This is a genomic window from Flammeovirga kamogawensis (genome assembly GCF_018736065.1).
GTDB lineage: Bacteria > Bacteroidota > Bacteroidia > Cytophagales > Flammeovirgaceae > Flammeovirga > Flammeovirga kamogawensis.
The window spans coordinates 395,797-412,929 of sequence record NZ_CP076128.1 but is presented as its reverse complement, the minus strand read 5'-3'; the positions used below and the strand labels follow the sequence as shown (position 1 = coordinate 412,929).

12 protein-coding genes are annotated in these 17,133 nt (G+C 31.9%); 3 read left to right on the top strand and 9 right to left on the bottom strand.

Annotation, left to right across the window (positions count from 1 at the left end):
• Nucleotides 1-33: 33 nt before the first annotated feature.
• From glmS to KM029_RS01630, 3 genes are all read right to left on the bottom strand, one after another.
• Entirely contained in the window at nt 34-1,872 is a 1,839-nt protein-coding gene (gene glmS / locus KM029_RS01640) for a glutamine--fructose-6-phosphate transaminase (isomerizing) (protein ID WP_144075050.1), read from the bottom strand.
• Between the two features lie 29 nt (nt 1,873-1,901).
• Nucleotides 1,902-3,344 (bottom strand): DUF4270 domain-containing protein, encoded by a 1,443-nt coding sequence (locus KM029_RS01635; RefSeq protein WP_144075049.1) that lies wholly within the window; start codon nt 3,342-3,344, stop codon nt 1,902-1,904.
• A gap of 197 nt (nt 3,345-3,541) precedes the next feature.
• Nucleotides 3,542-4,357: a glycogen/starch synthase gene (locus KM029_RS01630; protein ID WP_144075048.1), complete on the bottom strand. Its 816-nt coding sequence runs from the start codon at nt 4,355-4,357 to the stop codon at nt 3,542-3,544.
• Between the two features lie 130 nt (nt 4,358-4,487).
• On the opposite strand from KM029_RS01630, the gene panC reads away from it, so the two are divergent.
• On the top strand, nt 4,488-5,345 hold the full coding sequence (gene panC, locus KM029_RS01625) for a pantoate--beta-alanine ligase (RefSeq protein ID WP_144075047.1): 858 nt from the start codon (nt 4,488-4,490) through the stop codon (nt 5,343-5,345).
• A gap of 63 nt (nt 5,346-5,408) precedes the next feature.
• Here panC and KM029_RS01620 read toward each other — a convergent pair whose 3' ends face one another.
• The 3 genes from KM029_RS01620 to hemL are packed head-to-tail and all read right to left on the bottom strand — an operon-like array spanning nt 5,409 to nt 8,707.
• Nucleotides 5,409-7,082 (bottom strand): S8 family peptidase, encoded by a 1,674-nt coding sequence (locus tag KM029_RS01620; protein ID WP_240050323.1) that lies wholly within the window; start codon nt 7,080-7,082, stop codon nt 5,409-5,411.
• Nucleotides 7,064-7,390 carry a hypothetical protein gene (locus KM029_RS01615; protein ID WP_144075046.1) on the bottom strand — a complete coding sequence of 109 codons (327 nt, stop codon included), beginning with the start codon at nt 7,388-7,390 and terminating at the stop codon, nt 7,064-7,066. The genes KM029_RS01620 and KM029_RS01615 overlap by 19 nt, the downstream gene beginning before the upstream one ends.
• 24 nt (nt 7,391-7,414) lie before the next feature.
• Nucleotides 7,415-8,707 carry a glutamate-1-semialdehyde 2,1-aminomutase gene (gene hemL, locus KM029_RS01610; RefSeq protein ID WP_184679471.1) on the bottom strand — a complete coding sequence of 431 codons (1,293 nt, stop codon included), beginning with the start codon at nt 8,705-8,707 and terminating at the stop codon, nt 7,415-7,417.
• Between the two features lie 212 nt (nt 8,708-8,919).
• Between hemL and KM029_RS01605 the strand changes: the two genes are divergently transcribed.
• Together KM029_RS01605 and KM029_RS01600 are read left to right on the top strand one after the other, a co-directional pair.
• Nucleotides 8,920-9,558: a hypothetical protein gene (locus KM029_RS01605; protein WP_144075044.1), complete on the top strand. Its 639-nt coding sequence runs from the start codon at nt 8,920-8,922 to the stop codon at nt 9,556-9,558.
• Between the two features lie 4 nt (nt 9,559-9,562).
• Complete coding sequence (locus KM029_RS01600) at nt 9,563-10,885, top strand: ABC1 kinase family protein (protein ID WP_144075043.1); 1,323 nt, start codon at nt 9,563-9,565, stop codon at nt 10,883-10,885.
• Here KM029_RS01600 and KM029_RS01595 read toward each other — a convergent pair.
• The 3 genes from KM029_RS01595 to KM029_RS01585 form a co-directional block, all read right to left on the bottom strand.
• Nucleotides 10,882-13,746, bottom strand: a complete 2,865-nt coding sequence (locus KM029_RS01595) for a hybrid sensor histidine kinase/response regulator (RefSeq protein ID WP_144075042.1) — start codon at nt 13,744-13,746, stop codon at nt 10,882-10,884. The genes KM029_RS01600 and KM029_RS01595 overlap by 4 nt on opposite strands.
• 159 nt (nt 13,747-13,905) lie before the next feature.
• On the bottom strand, nt 13,906-15,366 hold the full coding sequence (locus KM029_RS01590) for an NADH-quinone oxidoreductase subunit N (protein ID WP_144075041.1): 1,461 nt from the start codon (nt 15,364-15,366) through the stop codon (nt 13,906-13,908).
• Between the two features lie 11 nt (nt 15,367-15,377).
• Nucleotides 15,378-17,126, bottom strand: a complete 1,749-nt coding sequence (locus KM029_RS01585) for a complex I subunit 4 family protein (RefSeq protein WP_144075040.1) — start codon at nt 17,124-17,126, stop codon at nt 15,378-15,380.
• Nucleotides 17,127-17,133 lie beyond the last annotated feature (7 nt).

Here is a 17,133-nt window from a genome sequence, read left to right as displayed (position 1 = left end):
AATGTTATTACTAATAACTACTGCTGTATATTATTATTCTACTGTAACTGATTTTGCCAAGTTTCTTGGTTGATCTACATTACAACCTCTCATAACAGCAATGTGATATGAAAGTAACTGTAATGGTACACAAGAAATCATAGGCATCAATACTTCATGAGTATCAGGAACTTCAATTACATGGTCTACCATGTTCGGAATTAAAGCATCTCCTTCTGTTACGATAGCTATTACTCGACCACTACGAGCTTTTACTTCTTGAAGATTTGAAACTACTTTATCATAAGAACTATCTCTAGTTGCAATAACAACTACAGGCATTTCTTCATCAATCAAAGCAATAGGACCATGTTTCATTTCTGCAGCTGGGTAACCTTCTGCATGTATATATGATATCTCTTTTAGTTTCAGAGCACCTTCTAGTGCAACAGGGAAATTAAATCCTCTACCTAAATATAAGAAGTTTTTAGCATCTTTATACAATGCTGACATTTCTTTTATTTTAGCATCTGTTTTTAAAACAGCTTCAATCTTCGCAGGGATATTTTCAAATTCAACCAAAAGATCATGTAATTGAGCCTCCGTTAAAGATCCTTTTTCCTTTGCTAACATTAATGCCATTGTTGTCAAAACAGTCAACTGAGCAGTAAATGCTTTTGTACTTGCAACACCAATCTCTGGTCCAGCGTGTGTATAAGCACCTTCATGAGAGTTTCTTGCAATTGATGACCCAACCACATTACAAACACCAATAACAGTTGCTCCTTTAGATTCTGCCAAAGACATTGCTGCCAAGGTATCTGCCGTTTCTCCTGATTGAGAAATAGCAATCATAACATCACCTTTTCCAATAATTGGATTTCTATACCTAAATTCAGACGCATACTCCACCTCAACAGGAATACGTACTAATTCTTCAATGATATATTCAGCAACTAAACCTGCATGCCATGAAGTACCACAAGCAACAATTATTATTCTATTTGCATTTAATAAATCTTCAAAATGATTAAAAATACCACCCAATTTAACATGGTTGTCTTTAGCAATCACTCTACCTCGAAGACAGTCAGCAACAGACTTAGGCTGTTCCATGATTTCTTTCATCATGAAATGATCATACCCACCTTTTTCAATTGCTTCTAGTTCTAATTCTAATGTTTGAAGATATGGAGTTTGCACTTCATTCTTAACATCAGTAATTATCATCTCACCATCCTTTAATAAAACTACTTCCTCATCTTTAATATACACAACATCTTTTGTGTACTCAATGATAGGTGTAGCATCAGATGCTAAGAAAAATTCATTTTCTCCAACGCCAATAACTAGTGGACTTCCTTTACGAGCAGCAACTAATTGACCTGGATTATCCTCACTTGTTATAACAATAGCGTATGCTCCAATAACTTCATTTAAAGCTATACGTACTGCTTCGTCTAAAGGACAGTTATTATCTTTTTGAACCTGCTCAATAAAGTGAATAAATACTTCTGTATCAGTATCACTATGAAAAACATGTCCTCTTTCAATTAATGTTTCTTTTAATGCACCATAATTTTCAATAATTCCATTATGAACCATTGCTAATTTTGAATCTGAAGAGTAATGAGGATGTGCATTTGCATCGTTAGGTGCACCATGAGTAGCCCAACGTGTATGTCCTATTCCTGTAGAGCCTTTAGTGTCTTGACCTTTTAATTGCTTTTTTAAATCTGCAACTTTGCCTTTACACTTAAAAACTTTAACGTCTTTATTTTCTATTAATGATACACCGGCACTATCGTAACCGCGATATTCTAAGCGCTCTAAGCCTTTGATAAGAATGTCAAGTGCTTGTCTATGTCCTACGTAACCGACAATTCCGCACATAAGTTTATTTGTTTGTGATGAATAATAATTTAATTACAAATGTAAGTTGGGTCGTTGAAAACAGCATAATAAACAATTAGCTTAAGTTTCATTGCTTGACCATTTAGCGGATGATTTAACGGATTCTTATCATCTGCGAAAATAAGTTTTCTTATTGAAGTTGATTGTTGATTGGGTAAAATTACTAGGCCATCATCTTCCAAAGGTAATCCTTCAATTTCTCTAAATGTTCTCTCTTGTAAGTATTCGGCTAGTTTTGCCCAACCGTAAACTTGAGTAGAAGAACTATATGGAATTTGATAATCTCCTGAAGAAGGATACTGTGCTTGTAATAATTTATATTGTTTAGAATCTGGAGATACAGTTTGAATTGTACCATCTGAATTCATAAAACCAAAATATAATCCACTTGGTGGAGGAGTATTTGTTGCTGGATAAATTTTAAATTCTGGATCATCAACACCGATAGCTGATATTGCTAACTGTGCTTGATTGATATGAACTTCACGTATTGTATCTGATTCACTTGTAATTGCTTGCCCTGTTTTTCTAAATAGATTCACTAAAGAAGGAAATTTAATTCTTGCTACCATACCTGTACCTTCGAATACAAAACCATAATTACTTGAATTTTCAGAATTAACAACATCCCCAATTTTAATGTTTTGAGTTAATGTTCCAGGTGTATAATCAATCTGATTAAATCTTTCTTTAAAACCAAAATAGTATGTTGTACGAATAGTATCTTCATTCGTGTCACCGAAGTAATGCATATGTAAATTCATTACAGTACCATAATTTTCCAAACTATACTTTCCAGCCCAAGCTGCAGTTTGTCCATCTTTTACACGAATAGCCAAACCTTTAATTTTACTAGCAAAATCATCTTGATCAGCATATTCAGCTCCATCAATTATTTTTTGACCAAATGTGTTAGATAACACAATATTAACAGTATCTGTTTCAATATCTGAAACTTTAAAAGTTCTCGAGCCTAAAACTTCAGTATAATATTTTACAGAATCTGTAGAGAAATATTCTGCAGAATCACCTTTAATAGTTTCACTTAGTTCATAAACTTCCAATGTGATAGTTTGTGAAGTATCACCATAAATAGAAGTCTTGTCTAATGCCAATGAAAGTGATAATGAATCAAGTTCCCTGTCATCAAAGTTTAATGCTTCTTCAGACCCAATACTTAATTGAGTAAAAGCAGACGTTTTTGTTTGGCCTATCTCTGCTCCATTATCTACATAACCAGCTAAGAAGTAAGCTCCATTCTTTGTATATAAAGAATCCATATAATGTGTTTCCACATCTATTTCAAAAGTATCTGCGTAACACATTTGAGTCTGGTCATCTATTAGATCACCACCAATAACGATAGTTTGTAAGTCTGTTCGCTCACATGCAAAACAAAAAATAATTGCAAAAAATAAAATCGCTCTGGTAAAAACTGTTTTTATATTCATCTCGGAAAATATCATTTAAAAAGGTTCACTTATATAACCTTTCATTGGAATGACAATGGATTCGGTAAAATGGTTGAAAGCAAAGTATAAATACGGTTCGACAAAAATTGCAAATTATATAGAAGTACACAAACAAAAAAGGCTATCGATCGTATTTCGACAGCCTTTTTTTTATAAAAATACTTAAAAAGCAAAAATTACTCTGCTAATCCAGTATATATATCATAATATGACTCTGCATATTCATCTCCTTCTTGAATATCTTCAGCAACTTTTTCACCATATCCAGATAAAACTTCAGCAACTGAATCATTAATTGATTGAGATCCTTTAGTTACTTTATCGGCATATTCTGAACCAATTTTTATAAAACTGTTGTAATCTGCTGTTGAAAGATCTTGAAGCATTGAATCATCGATATCAAGCATTTTCACTTTCTTAGTCAATTCATCATGATCGAATTTATGATCAAACTGCGTATCATAAACTGTAAATACAGTTTTTGCATTTTTGAACATAGGATCATTTTTATATGAAGTTTTTAAATATAAAGGAATGAAACTTGTGAACCAATCGTTACAATGAACAACATCTGGAGCCCAGCCCAATTTCTTTACAGTTTCGATTACCCCTTTACAGAAAAATACTGATCTATCATCATTATCTTCGAAAAACTCATCGCTTTTCTTATCTCTGAAAACAGATTTTCTATGGAAATAATCTTCGTTATCAATAAAGTATACTTGCAATTTAGCACTCTGAATAGAAGCCACCTTTATTGTTAGTGGTTTTTCATCTTCACCTACGGCAATATTCATCCCCGAAAGTCTTACTACCTCATGCAACCTGTTCTTACGCTCGTTGATTAAACCAAATCTAGGAACCATAATTCTGATTTCCATACCTCTTTCTTGCATCGACTGTGGAAGCTTCCTAACATAATCTGCAACTTCAGAAGTTTTTAAAAATGGATTTATCTCACTTGAAACGTAGAGAATTTTTAATTTCGACATATTCTACCGTATTTACACCTTTTCTACGCAAAAGTACGGAAGAACTTACTTAAATTCAACTTTAAGTAGCAAACTAACTTAAATTTACATATTTACTTAATAATTTATTTTTTAAAAAACAACCCCTATAATGGACGTTTTTAACACAGTTAGTACTTTGAAAAAATTTGTCAATAATTGCAAATTTTCAAAAAAAACGATCGGTTTTGTTCCGACAATGGGTGCTTTACATGAGGGACACTTAACATTAATCCGACAATCAAACAAAGAAAACGACATCACAATTTGCAGTATTTTTGTTAATCCAACACAATTCAATAATGCAATAGACTTAAAACATTATCCTGTTAAACATGAAGAAGATTTTGCATTATTAGAGAGTGCAGGATGTCACGTTGTCTTTTTACCTTCAGTTGAAGAAATGTATCCGAAAGGCGTTAAACAAAATGACATTTGTGGATTTAATTTTGGAGAAATTGAAAATCAATTAGAAGGAGCTTTTAGGCCTGGACATTTTAATGGTGTTGGTATAGTTGTTAGTAAACTTTTTCATATGGTAAGTCCAATGAAGGCCTATTTTGGTTTGAAAGATTTACAACAGTTTCTAATTATCAGAAAAATGGCAACTGATCTTTCTTTTGGTATTGAAATTATAGGTGTTCCTACCGTAAGAGAAAACGATGGATTAGCAATGTCTTCTAGAAACCTTAGGTTAACGAAAGAAGAAAGAGCAATTGCACCATTTATATTTTCTATAATTTCAGAGATGAAAGAAAAAATTTCAAATCTAGAAACACCAAAAGAAGTGTTGGAATGGGGTATTTCAAATTTCCATAAAAACCATTCTTTCCATTTAGAGTACCTGGACATAGTAAATTCTTCTGATTTAAAACCTGTTAATGAAAATTGCACTCCTAAATCGTATGCAATTGTTATAGCAGCTCATTTAGGAAAAGTTAGATTGATAGATAATTTATTAGTTGAATAAGTTAATATAAAAATAAAGCCCATCACTTTTCAGCAATGGGCTTTAAATATCTTTTAAGAATAATTACTTAGATATCTTCTCAGCATATTTACATGCTTCATATAAATTAATAACACCCCCTGTTATTGATAGAGTACCAAACTTTACAGTTTCTGGTTCTTCTCCTTCCTCTAAACTTTCATACCCTGGCTTAAATACCTCTTTACTCTTTAAAGGTGTAACAGTTTTCATTAAGATCTTCTTAACTGTTGCTCCTGATAAATGTGGGTAATATGACATTAAAACAGCTGCACAACCTGCAACTACTGGAGAGGCCATACTTGTTCCATTTAAAGACTGATATTCTGAACCTGGAACAGTTGAATAAATATTATAACCAGGAGCAAACAAATCAACATTTTTCTTAGCATAATTTGAAAAAGTTGCTGGTAATGTTTCATCAATATGCCAAGTTGATGCTCCTACTTCAATCCAATTACGAGCAGTTCCACCTTTTAAATATTTATCCTTCGGGAAATTTCTTTCAACGTCAGTATTTTTATTATCATTACCTGCTGCATGTATCAATAAAACACCTTTCGAATCGGCATATTTTACAGCCGCATCTACATCTGATTTATAAGGAGAAAAAGGCTTGCCAAAGCTCATATTAATTACTTTAGCACCATTATCTACGGCATAACGAATTGCATTTGCAACATCTTTATCTCTTTCGTCTCCATTAGGCACTGCTCTAATCACCATAATTTCAACATTATCAGCTACTCCTTCAATACCTAAGTTGTTACCTCTAGAAGCTCCAATAATACCCGCAACGTGAGTTCCATGCATTGCATCTGGACCAGTCACGCTATTATTACCGTATATTTTTTGTTTTTTGTCATTGATATCATCCCCAACAATTTCTCTTGTATTTAAATCTGGATTATAATTATACTCTACTTGATCTGTAAAATAATCTACTCCTTCTTGAATACGTTCTGCTGTAACACCTCTACTTAACATGCCTGTAACCATACCTGACAATCCAGAAAGCGTCTCATCTTCTGTTTTTAGAGTCTCTAAAGCTCCCAATAATTCTTCTTCTGATTCTAAATCAAAATAAGCCATAAATAAAGCTTTACCTCTTTTAAATTGATGCAGTAAAAAATCATATCTTTCTAGATTCTCTTGTGCTTCAGCAAATCCAGTTTCAAAAGATTCTTTTACTTCAAGCCAGAGCTTGTATTCTTTTTTATCAGATTTTGAAATATCAGACTCGTCTTTACCTTCATATTTTTTACTCAACGTACCATACATACGCGCAACTTCTAGGTTTTCTTCATTGACAAAGGTTCCTCCTTCACCCCCAATAAAATTCCACCCGTTCACATCGTCGATATAGCCATTTTTATCATCATCGATACCATTACCTGCTATTTCCTTTGGGTTAACCCAAATTACAGATTTTAAATCTTCATGGTCGATATCTATTCCGCTGTCAATTACAGCAACGACAACTTTTTTACTTTTTTTGCCTTTTAAGACTTCATTGTAAGCCTGTTCTGTTCCAACTCCGTAAACATTATCTTGAGAATAGCTTAGGTTGAACCAATTTTCTGGAGCTCCTTTTAAAGGATCTTCTTGTGCGTTTACGCTTAATGACACTTGACTGACTAATGCACCAGCAAGTAAAATTGTTTTTAATGTATTTGTCATGATAGTATGTGATTTACCAACTACTTTTTTGTTGGCCATAATTTTATGAGAGATTCTCGGATAATAAGAACAATAATAACGACTATTAAGAACGCACCTAATTGCCCTAAGTCAAACCCAAAAATTAACAAAATATTAGGCAATGTAACAAATAAGGCTGCGAAAATAAAACCAAAACCTAAATCAATAAACATCTTTTGTCTATCCGAAAAATTTGGTTGTGTTTTACATTGAGGGCATTTAGATTTTTCTAATCGAAATCCATATAAAAAAAGATGTTGCCATTTAAATGTATCACAAACAGCAACTTCTTTTTTTATAGATTGTCTTTTTTTCTTTTTAGACATACTCAATTACTTAATCTTTAGCTATTAAGCTTCTACAGTATCTAATGATGCATTAACTGCAGCAATAATTTCATCTAAATTTTCATCAGTTAATGCTTGAGACATAAACCAACTTTCATATTGTGATGGTGGAAGGTATACTCCATTTTCTAACATTGCATGGAAAAACTTACCGAACTTTTCAGTATCAGTAGTTTGAGCATCAGCAAAATTATTTACTTCTTTATCAGTAAAGAAAAGGCATACCATAGAACCTAAAAGAGTCACTTTATAAGGTAAATTCTTTCTATCTAAAGCAGCTTGAATTCCATCTGCTAACTTTTTGCCTTTTGCAGCTAAATCTGAATAAACAGCAGGGTTGTCGTTTAAATGATTAAGCATAGCTAAACCTGCAGCCATTGCCACTGGGTTACCTGATAAAGTTCCTGCTTGATAAACAGGGCCTGCAGGAGCTACATAATCCATCAATTCTGCTTTACCTCCGTAAGCACCAACAGGCATTCCTCCTCCAATAATTTTTCCTAAAGTAGTCATATCTGGAGTTACATCAAATACTTCCTGAGCACCACCCTTTGCTAAACGGAAACCTGTCATAACTTCATCAAATATCAAAATGATGCCTTCACGAGTGCAAATTTCTCTAAGCTTTTTTAAGTAATCGTTCGTTGGTAGTACTAATCCCATATTACCAGGGACAGGTTCTATAATTAATGCAGCTATTTCATTTTTATTTTCAGCAATTAATTGCTCAATTTTATCTACATCATTATATGGAGCTAATAAAGTATCTTTAGCTGTACCTTCCGTGACACCTGGGCTATTTGGAACACCCATTGTAACTGCTCCACTACCTGCAGCAATTAAAAATGAATCGCCATGACCATGATAGCATCCTTCTATTTTAATAAATTTATCCCTGCCAGTATAACCTCTTGCTACACGTATTGCAGACATTGTTGCCTCTGTACCAGAGTTTACCATTCTAACTTTTTCGATCGATGGCACCATGCTACAGATCAACTCTGCAATATCAATTTCTTTTGAAGTTGGAGCTCCAAACGATAATGAATTATTTACAGCACCTTGAACAGCCTCTAATATTGCTGGATGTGCGTGACCAAGAATCATTGGGCCCCAAGAATTGATTAATTCTAAGTAACTCTTATTATCTTCGTCTGTGATATACGCGCCTTTAGCACTTTTTATAAATAATGGTGTTCCTCCTACAGACTTAAATGCTCTAACAGGAGAGTTTACTCCACCAGGAATTGTATTTTGAGCTTTGCTGAACAAATCAGCACTTCGTTTGTTATTCACGATATCAATATTAATGTTTTCGATGATTACAAAGTTAACAGATCAATTTAAATACTCAATTTATAGATGAATACTGTTTGTTTATGACTGTTATTAAAACATAAAAAAAGAAACCCCCGAAAATCAGAGGTTCCTTCCACTTTAATAAACTAAACTAACAAACAAACTTCAAGAATGAAATTAACATACATTAATTAAAATACCTAACCTTCATGGAGAATTTTTCAAAAAAAATAGAAATATCTTATATCAACTTTATTTCTTCACATAAGAGGCGTCCAAATGAACTTTCTGAGTTTATAGACAAAGAGCTAATAAATGAAGAATCAATCACTTATAATTCAGAAAAGGAGCTAAATGCGCTTGAGACTTCTATATGGATTAATAGTATTGAAATAGCTTTTAACAATGCCGCATCAGACCCTAATTACTTAGAATACGGAGCTAGGGAAAAAACACTTTCTTTCTTCTATAATTTGATAGAAATCTTAAAGTCTCAAAAAGAATTCTTTGTTTTTTCTTCAAACATTCACTCCCCTTTCGAGTTAAAAATGGTAGATGATAGATCAACAGCAATAAAAAATGTTTTTCTATCTCACTTCAATACAATCATAAACGAAGCTATTGAAACAGGAGAAATTGAGTCTAGAATGTTTATTTCTGATTATTATGGCAACTTAATATTTGCACAAGCGGTGTTAGTAATAAAGTATTGGGCTAATGATACATCAGATGAAGCAGAAAATACCGACGAAATTATCGAGAAAAGTGTAAATTTAATAATGGATCTCATGGCTCCTAATTTTGCTGATTCTGCAGTATCATTAGTCAAGTTTTTATTTCAAAAATAACCCAATGGAAAACATCAACAAAAAAGTTCAAAAAAGTATACCATCTAGCCGTGTTCAACGTGTATCTAGATTTGTAAAAGTTGGTGCCAAGGTGTCAACAAATTACATAAAGCATTACGCCAAAACTGTTGTTGATGCTGATTATAAAGGTAAGGAAGAGTTACATAAAGAAAATGCAGCAGATGTTTACGACGCATTAAGCGAACTTAAAGGTAGTGCATTGAAAGTGGCTCAGATGATGAGTATGGATAAAAATATGCTACCTCAGGCATACACAGACAAATTTCAAATGTCACAATATTCAGCCCCTCCGTTGTCTTTACCTTTAGTTAATAAAACATTTATGAAAGCTTTTGGTAAAGCCCCTTATCAAATTTTTGACGAGTTTTCTAAAGAGGCTGTTAACGCTGCAAGTATTGGACAAGTACATTTAGCCGTTAAAGATGGACAAAAATATGCAGTTAAAGTACAATACCCTGGTGTTGCTGAAAGCGTAAGTTCAGACCTCAAAATGGTAAAACCCATTGCAGTTAGAATGATGGGGTTGAATGAACAAGATGTAGAACATTACATGGAAGAAGTAGAAAATATGCTACTTTCTGAAACTGATTATAACTTGGAACTTAAACGCTCACAAGAAATAACAAGTGCTTGTAAAGATATCAAAAACGTTACTTTCCCAAACTACTACCCAGATTTATCTTCTAAAAAAATCCTTACAATGGATTGGTTAGACGGAATGCACTTGCCAGATTTTTTAGAGACAAACCCTTCACAAGAAATTAGAAATAAAGTTGGGCAGGCTCTTTGGGATTTTTATGATCATCAAATTCATACTTTAAAAGAAGTTCATGCGGACCCACACCCTGGTAATTTTATTATTAATAAAGAAGGCTTACTCGGGATTATTGATTTTGGATGTGTTAAAGAGATTCCTTCGCCTTTCTATGAGAATTATTTTGACTTGATGGTTCCAGAAAACCTTAATAATGATGAGAAAAGAAAACAGGTTTTTTCTAATATGAGGTTTATTTATGACACAGATACTGAAGAAGATAAAAATAAACTAGACGCTTTGTTTAGCTCAATGATTGAAATTTTATCAAGACCATTTCATAGTTCCCCTTTTGATTTTAGTCAAGAAAGTTATTTCAATGAAATAACAGCTATTGCTGATAACCAGGATAACCAAAACTTAATGAAATCTTCTAAGAAACCTAGAGGACAAAGAGATGGTTTATATTTAAATAGAACTTATTTTGGCTTGTATTCAATATTACACCAATTAGAAGCTACAATTGAAACAAAGTCGGTCTATTTTTCTTAAAATAGATCGACCTTTTTCTCACTTGCAATAGCTTCTGATAAATGGTCAATATATTTCACAAAACCTGTATCATAATCTTGAAGCAAATTACTTATATTTTTCAGTCGTTTTAACTTGGCTTCAGATGTCATATTCTGATCTACAGTCACCGCTCTAATTTCATCTATTAGATCAGAATGTACATTTGGATCTAAATAATTTTTAGGTAAATCTTTATCCTTAATTAAATATTTAGATAAAATATTCAATAACTCAGCTCTATTTATAGGCTTAGTGAGATAATCGTTCATTCCTACAGCAAAAGCTTTAAATCTTTTATCCCAATATGCATCTGCAGTTAAAGCTACAATAGGAACTTCTGTTTCTTTTAACTCTTGACGTATTATCTTAGCTGCAGAAATTCCTCCCATTATTGGCATATGAATATCCATTAATATCAAATTATATTTTTTTGATTTAATTTTTTGAATAGCATCTTCTCCATTTTCTGCAATTTCTATAGATAGGTTTAATTGTTTAAATAATGCTTTCATCATAAACTGATTCATTTTATTATCCTCCACAACTAAAACAATGTCCTCTGTTTGGAATACAGGCTCTACATCTAATATATGTTCCTTTCCCGTTGGTTTTAACTTTGATTCTTTAACAGGTAATTCAATAGTAAAAATAGTACCTCTACCCTCTTTACTCTCTACTGATATAGTTCCATTTAGCATTTCTGTCATTCTTTTAGAAATTGCTAATCCTAAACCAGTACCACCAAATTTCCTTGTAACTGACTTATCTGCCTGTTCAAAAGAATCAAAAATTACATTTAGTTTGTCTTTTGGGATACCAATACCGTGATCTTCTACAGAAAAAATGAAATTATTATTTTCAGATTTCACCTTTACAACAATATCTGTTTTATCTTTTGTAAACTTGATTGCGTTAGTCAAAAGGTTAGTCAAAATTTGTCTAAACTTGGTTTTATCAGTTAGAAATACTTCTGGAACACTTTTATCAAATTCGAGGTTAATATAAATACCTCTTTCTACAGATGAAAACTCATGTACTTTAACAATCATTCTGATCAAGTTGATAATTTCAACTTTTTCCATTGAAATAGACATCTTCCCAGCATCAATTCTTGAGAAATCTAGAATGTTATTGATCAATTCTGATAAATATTCACCATTGAAATAAATATATTTTAGTTGTTCAATAAATTCAGCAGATTGATTGGTGTCTTCGAACTTTTTATATAAAATGTTACTTAGACCAATAATGGCATTCAATGGGGAGCGAATTTCATGTGATATATTTGCTAAAAATAAACTCTTTGCAGCACTTGATTTGACAGCTTCATTTTTAGCAAACTCAAGTTCTTGTTCAATATTTTTTTGAGATGTTAAGTTCCAACATACACCATTCATTTCATAAACTCCCGAATTCAAACGTGATTTACCGAAAATCTGCAGATATTGAATATTCTTCGATGGATGATTAATCTTAAAAGATAAATCAATATCTGTCACCTTTCCTGCACTTACCTTTTTGACAACATCATTTACTTTCTTAACATCTGATGCATCAACAAATTTCAGGAAATCATGAATTGTATAAGTAATTGAATTGAGACCAAAGATTTCAAGAAATCTAGAATCACATAAAAATATATCGTTCAATAAATACGACCATGTACCAACATCAGCTGCACTTAATGCTAAATCAAGTTTTACTCTTTGCTGTTGTAATTCTTGTGTTCTTTCTTGTACTTTTTGCTCTAATGAAGAGTTTAATTGATAAATCTGTGTTTCGTGTTTTTTATTTTTTGTGATGTCAATATTGTAAATCGCAAGGCCATAAATCTCATTTTTTTCATTTAATAATGGTGAAAATACAGATTGAAGATAAATTTCTTGATTTAATTTAAATTCAAGCTCAAACATTCTTCTATTTGTAAATGCTCGTTCAAAATTCTCTCTGAACTTATAGAAAAATTCATGATATTTTGGACCGTTTATTTTATCACCTACTTTAACAGAAATCCCATATTCACTTTCCATAAGTGATGAAAATCTAGTATTAAAAAATACAATTCCGTAATTTACATCAACTGAAAAAATGTAACTTTTAGCACTTTCAAGTAATACTTTTGCTTGGTTATTAACTCGAATTAATTCTTTTTCGGCTTTATTTTTTTCGGTTACATCTTCTATAAAAAGAATGTTTTGAGGATCTTTCTGATCGCCAATAACTTCTTCTCTAAGAATAAAGATTTTCTTTCCATTATTATAATAATGAATTATACGTTTTTCCTTTAATGGGTTATCAGTAAGGTTAATAAAAACTTCGTCTAATGACATTCCCAGGAGTTCATGCATCTCTAACCCTAATAAACTCATTGCTGTGTCATTTGCATCAACAATTCGTCCGTTTAAAATAATAAGTGCTCCTAAATAATTATAATGAAAAAGCATTTTATACTTTCTCTCACTTCTTTTAAGGTTCTCTTGGGAATTATATTGCTCTGTAACATCTCTTACAACTACAGAAACGCCTGTTATAATATTATTCTCTGATCTAATTGGTGTATAAGTTGCCTCAAAATGTGCTCTTTGGTGTTTTTCTTCATCGCCATATGAACGGATTACCGAATAAACTTCACCATTAATTGCTCTTGTAATATCATCTTTCGCTATTTCATCGTCGTTATTTACCTTCATGTATTTAAGAATGTTATTCCCAAGTTCAATCTGGCATCCATAAACGGATTTCATTGTATCGACATGAGCATTATTAAATGCTAAATAGTTGAAATTTGTATCAACAGAAAAAATCACATCATGAGAGTTCTCCATTAAAAGACTTAACATCTTAAAATTTCTAACACTCTTAACATATGTCTTCTGCGCTTGGTTTTTTAATCGAATAAATTGAATAAAAACCACAACAATTAATATTACTAGAATCAAAAAGAATCCTAATAATAACCAAGAGTTAATGTACACGTTAAAAAAAATTAAACAGACTTCTTATATTAGTATAGAAGGCACAATAAATAAAATAAATAATGATAACCCTAAAATAGAGATCATTATTGCAATTGGCAATGACATTTGTAATTCCTTCTTACTATTTCTTTTATACATGTTAAAAGGAAACTTAATATAATAGGCTAAAGCTATGGCTGTATTCAATAAACCTAACCCCATAGCAATTAAATATAGACTATCTGAATTCATAATATATAATTCCCAAAGAGAACTAAATATCAATAATTTAGCTGTAAAACCAGCTAAAGGTGGCAATCCAATTAACGACATTACTGCTAACACAATTCCAATTCCCCAAAAACGTGCATTTGAGGTCCACCCAATACCAATAATAGTATCAAGTTTATCAGAATTATATTGTTTTTCAACTTCTCCAATAAATAAGAATATTGTATAAATACCAATTACATAAGTAACTAAGTAATAATACAATGCATTTGTTGAAATATCTTGAATGTTAAGTGTAGCTATTAAGATAAAACCAGCTCCAGCTATTGATGCATAAGCCATAAGCCTTCTCATACTCTTTTGTAATAAACCTGATAAATTACCAATAAACATTGATAATAAGGCAGCCATTAAAATAAAGTAATTGATGTATGGATTAATTATAATCTCAGATTCGAAAAAGAATCTATATAAAAATATAGTTGCTCCAATTTTAGGTAAAGTAGAAAAATAAGCTACTGCCTCAATAGGCGCTGCTTGATAAACATCTGGTACCCATATATGCATTGGAAATGCTCCTAATTTAAATAAGAACCCAATAGTTAATAATACAGTAGCTGAGATAAATAATAAAGAATAAGACTTATTATATAACGCAATTCCCTGAAAGTCAATAGCTGTTGTTAAACCAAATAATATTGACGCCCCATATATTGTAATTGCGGTAGCTACAGCTCCGTATAAAAAATATCTTATACTCGCCTCTGAACTTATTTTATTATTATTAAAAGCTGTCAACAAATAAGATGGTAAGGATATCAATTCAACAGCTAAAATTGCAATGATAAAATCATTCGCCATTGCTAAAAAATGTGCTCCTAATAACATTCCTAATGTTAATACAGCCCACTCACTCTGTCCACTCAAATGCTTTTGAGTCTCAGATTCTTTTTTCTTATTAAAGAATAAATGTAGGTATAATAATACAGCACAAAAATCTTCTAAAATTCTGATTTTTATACTCCACTGATCGTTATTTACGGTAAATAACATTAGTTTAGATGTCGTTGCTTCAGCAAACCATCCTAAATATATTATATCTACGATAACACCAATTAATGCGAAAAGGTAGAGGAAGTTTCTATTAAACTTAATTGGTAATAAATCAACAATTATAACCCCTAACAATATACTTATTATTCCTATCTCTGAAACCAAAAATGGAATACTATCAATTATGTCAGCTAATTTTGACAACAAATCTATTTCCATATTGATCTAAATTAAAGGCCCATCAAAGTATTCATATATTCTGTTCCTACAAAGTTGGCAAACTCTACAAAAACAGTTACAGAACCTTCTATTAAATTCAAAAGTAACTTAGGGTAAATACCTAAAACAAAAGTTATAACTGCTAGTGGCGCTAACATTATTACTTCTCTTGCAGTTAAATCCTTTAGTTTTGACTCCATCGACTCATCTTTTAAAAAGAATTTACCTAAGAAGATTCTTTGCATTGCCCACAAATAATATGCGGCACTTAATACTAAACCTAAAGTGGCTACAATTGTCATCCAACGAGGAATTAAATTGTTCACTGCAGAAGAATTGAACGCTCCTAAAAACACAAACAATTCAGCCATAAAGCCTGAAAAACCGGGTAAACCTAAAGATGCAAAAAATGCTATTGTTGCAAGCATTGTATACCTTGGCATCTTTGATGATAAACCACTATAATTTTCTATCTCTAAGTTACCTGTTCTATAATAAAGTACACCTGCAATTAAGAATAAGGCAGCTGATATTATACCATGAGAAAACATTTGAAAAATTGCTCCTGAAATACCTTCAGCTGTTAACGATGCTATACCAAGCATTACAAAACCCATATGTGATACAGAACTATAGGCTATCATTCTTTTAAGATTGTGTGTACCTAAAGCTACAAAAGCTCCGTATAATATAGATACTACTCCACCAAAGGCAATCCACCAGGCAAAATGATGTGCTCCATCAGGGAAAATTGAATAGGCAATTCGAAGCATTCCATATCCACCTATTTTAAGAAGGATACCTGCTAATACTACAGAAATTGAAGTTGGAGCTTCAACGTGAGCATCAGGTAACCAAGTGTGTAATGGAACAACAGGTAATTTAATAGCAAAGCCTATGAAGACCATTAAAAAGGCTACATACCTAACGTGTGTACCAAACAACTCCGCTCCAGAATCCAAAGAAAGGATAGAGTTAGGAATAAAGTTCTGAGCATCCATCATGTGAGATAATGTGAATGTCCTTACCAAATTCGATTGATCTATACCTCCTGAAACTAATAAGACGTGAACTTTTTCTATGATATCTAGTGAGACATTATCAATGTTTGTCGCAAAACCAAGTTCTACTGCAGTTGCTGCAGGATCAATTACAGAAGCTGCTAGTGCAATCATTATCACTAAAATAAAAATTGAACCAACTAAAGTATAAATGAAAAACTTGATTGATGCATACTCACTATTCTTCCCACCCCAAATACCAATCAAGAAATACATTGGTAATAGCATGAATTCAAAGAATAAATAAAACAGGAAGAAATCTAAAGCTAAGAAACAACCCATGATTGTACCGCTTAATAAAAGATAGAGAGCATAAAAACCTCTTCTCTTATTTTTAATTTCCAAAGATGATATAGCACCTATAACCATCACAATAGCTGCTAAAAGCACCATTGTATTACTTAAACCATCAATTCCTAAAATATAGTCAGCACGAAGTTTTCCGAATGTACCTAAGTTTAACACAATCCATTCGTACTTTTCTATAAATTGATATTTATCTAGAGATAGTATTCCATTCATACTCTCAGATAAACCTTGGTAACCAGACATTAATACCCCAGCAATTAATAATTGAAGGGAATTAATTCCGATTGTAATCTTTCCAAAAATAGGTTTAAGACTATTTGGTAATAATAAGATTATAAAAGTTCCGCAAATCGGAATAAAAACTAATAATGTGAGCAAAAATTGCGTCATATCTATA

Excerpts from the sequence above, each read along its gene's own strand:
- KM029_RS01585 (WP_144075040.1), bottom strand. The coding sequence starts at position 17,126 with ATGACGCAATTTTTGCTCACATTATTAGTTTTTATTCCGATTTGCGGA.
- panC (WP_144075047.1), top strand. The coding sequence starts at position 4,488 with ATGGACGTTTTTAACACAGTTAGTACTTTGAAAAAATTTGTCAATAAT.
- KM029_RS01600 (WP_144075043.1), top strand. The coding sequence starts at position 9,563 with ATGGAAAACATCAACAAAAAAGTTCAAAAAAGTATACCATCTAGCCGT.
- KM029_RS01620 (WP_240050323.1), bottom strand. The coding sequence starts at position 7,082 with ATGGCCAACAAAAAAGTAGTTGGTAAATCACATACTATCATGACAAAT.
- glmS (WP_144075050.1), bottom strand. The coding sequence starts at position 1,872 with ATGTGCGGAATTGTCGGTTACGTAGGACATAGACAAGCACTTGACATT.
- KM029_RS01635 (WP_144075049.1), bottom strand. The coding sequence starts at position 3,344 with ATGAATATAAAAACAGTTTTTACCAGAGCGATTTTATTTTTTGCAATT.
- KM029_RS01605 (WP_144075044.1), top strand. The coding sequence starts at position 8,920 with ATGGAGAATTTTTCAAAAAAAATAGAAATATCTTATATCAACTTTATT.
- KM029_RS01615 (WP_144075046.1), bottom strand. The coding sequence starts at position 7,390 with ATGTCTAAAAAGAAAAAAAGACAATCTATAAAAAAAGAAGTTGCTGTT.
- KM029_RS01590 (WP_144075041.1), bottom strand. The coding sequence starts at position 15,366 with ATGGAAATAGATTTGTTGTCAAAATTAGCTGACATAATTGATAGTATT.
- KM029_RS01630 (WP_144075048.1), bottom strand. The coding sequence starts at position 4,357 with ATGTCGAAATTAAAAATTCTCTACGTTTCAAGTGAGATAAATCCATTT.
- KM029_RS01595 (WP_144075042.1), bottom strand. The coding sequence starts at position 13,746 with ATGTTAAGTCTTTTAATGGAGAACTCTCATGATGTGATTTTTTCTGTT.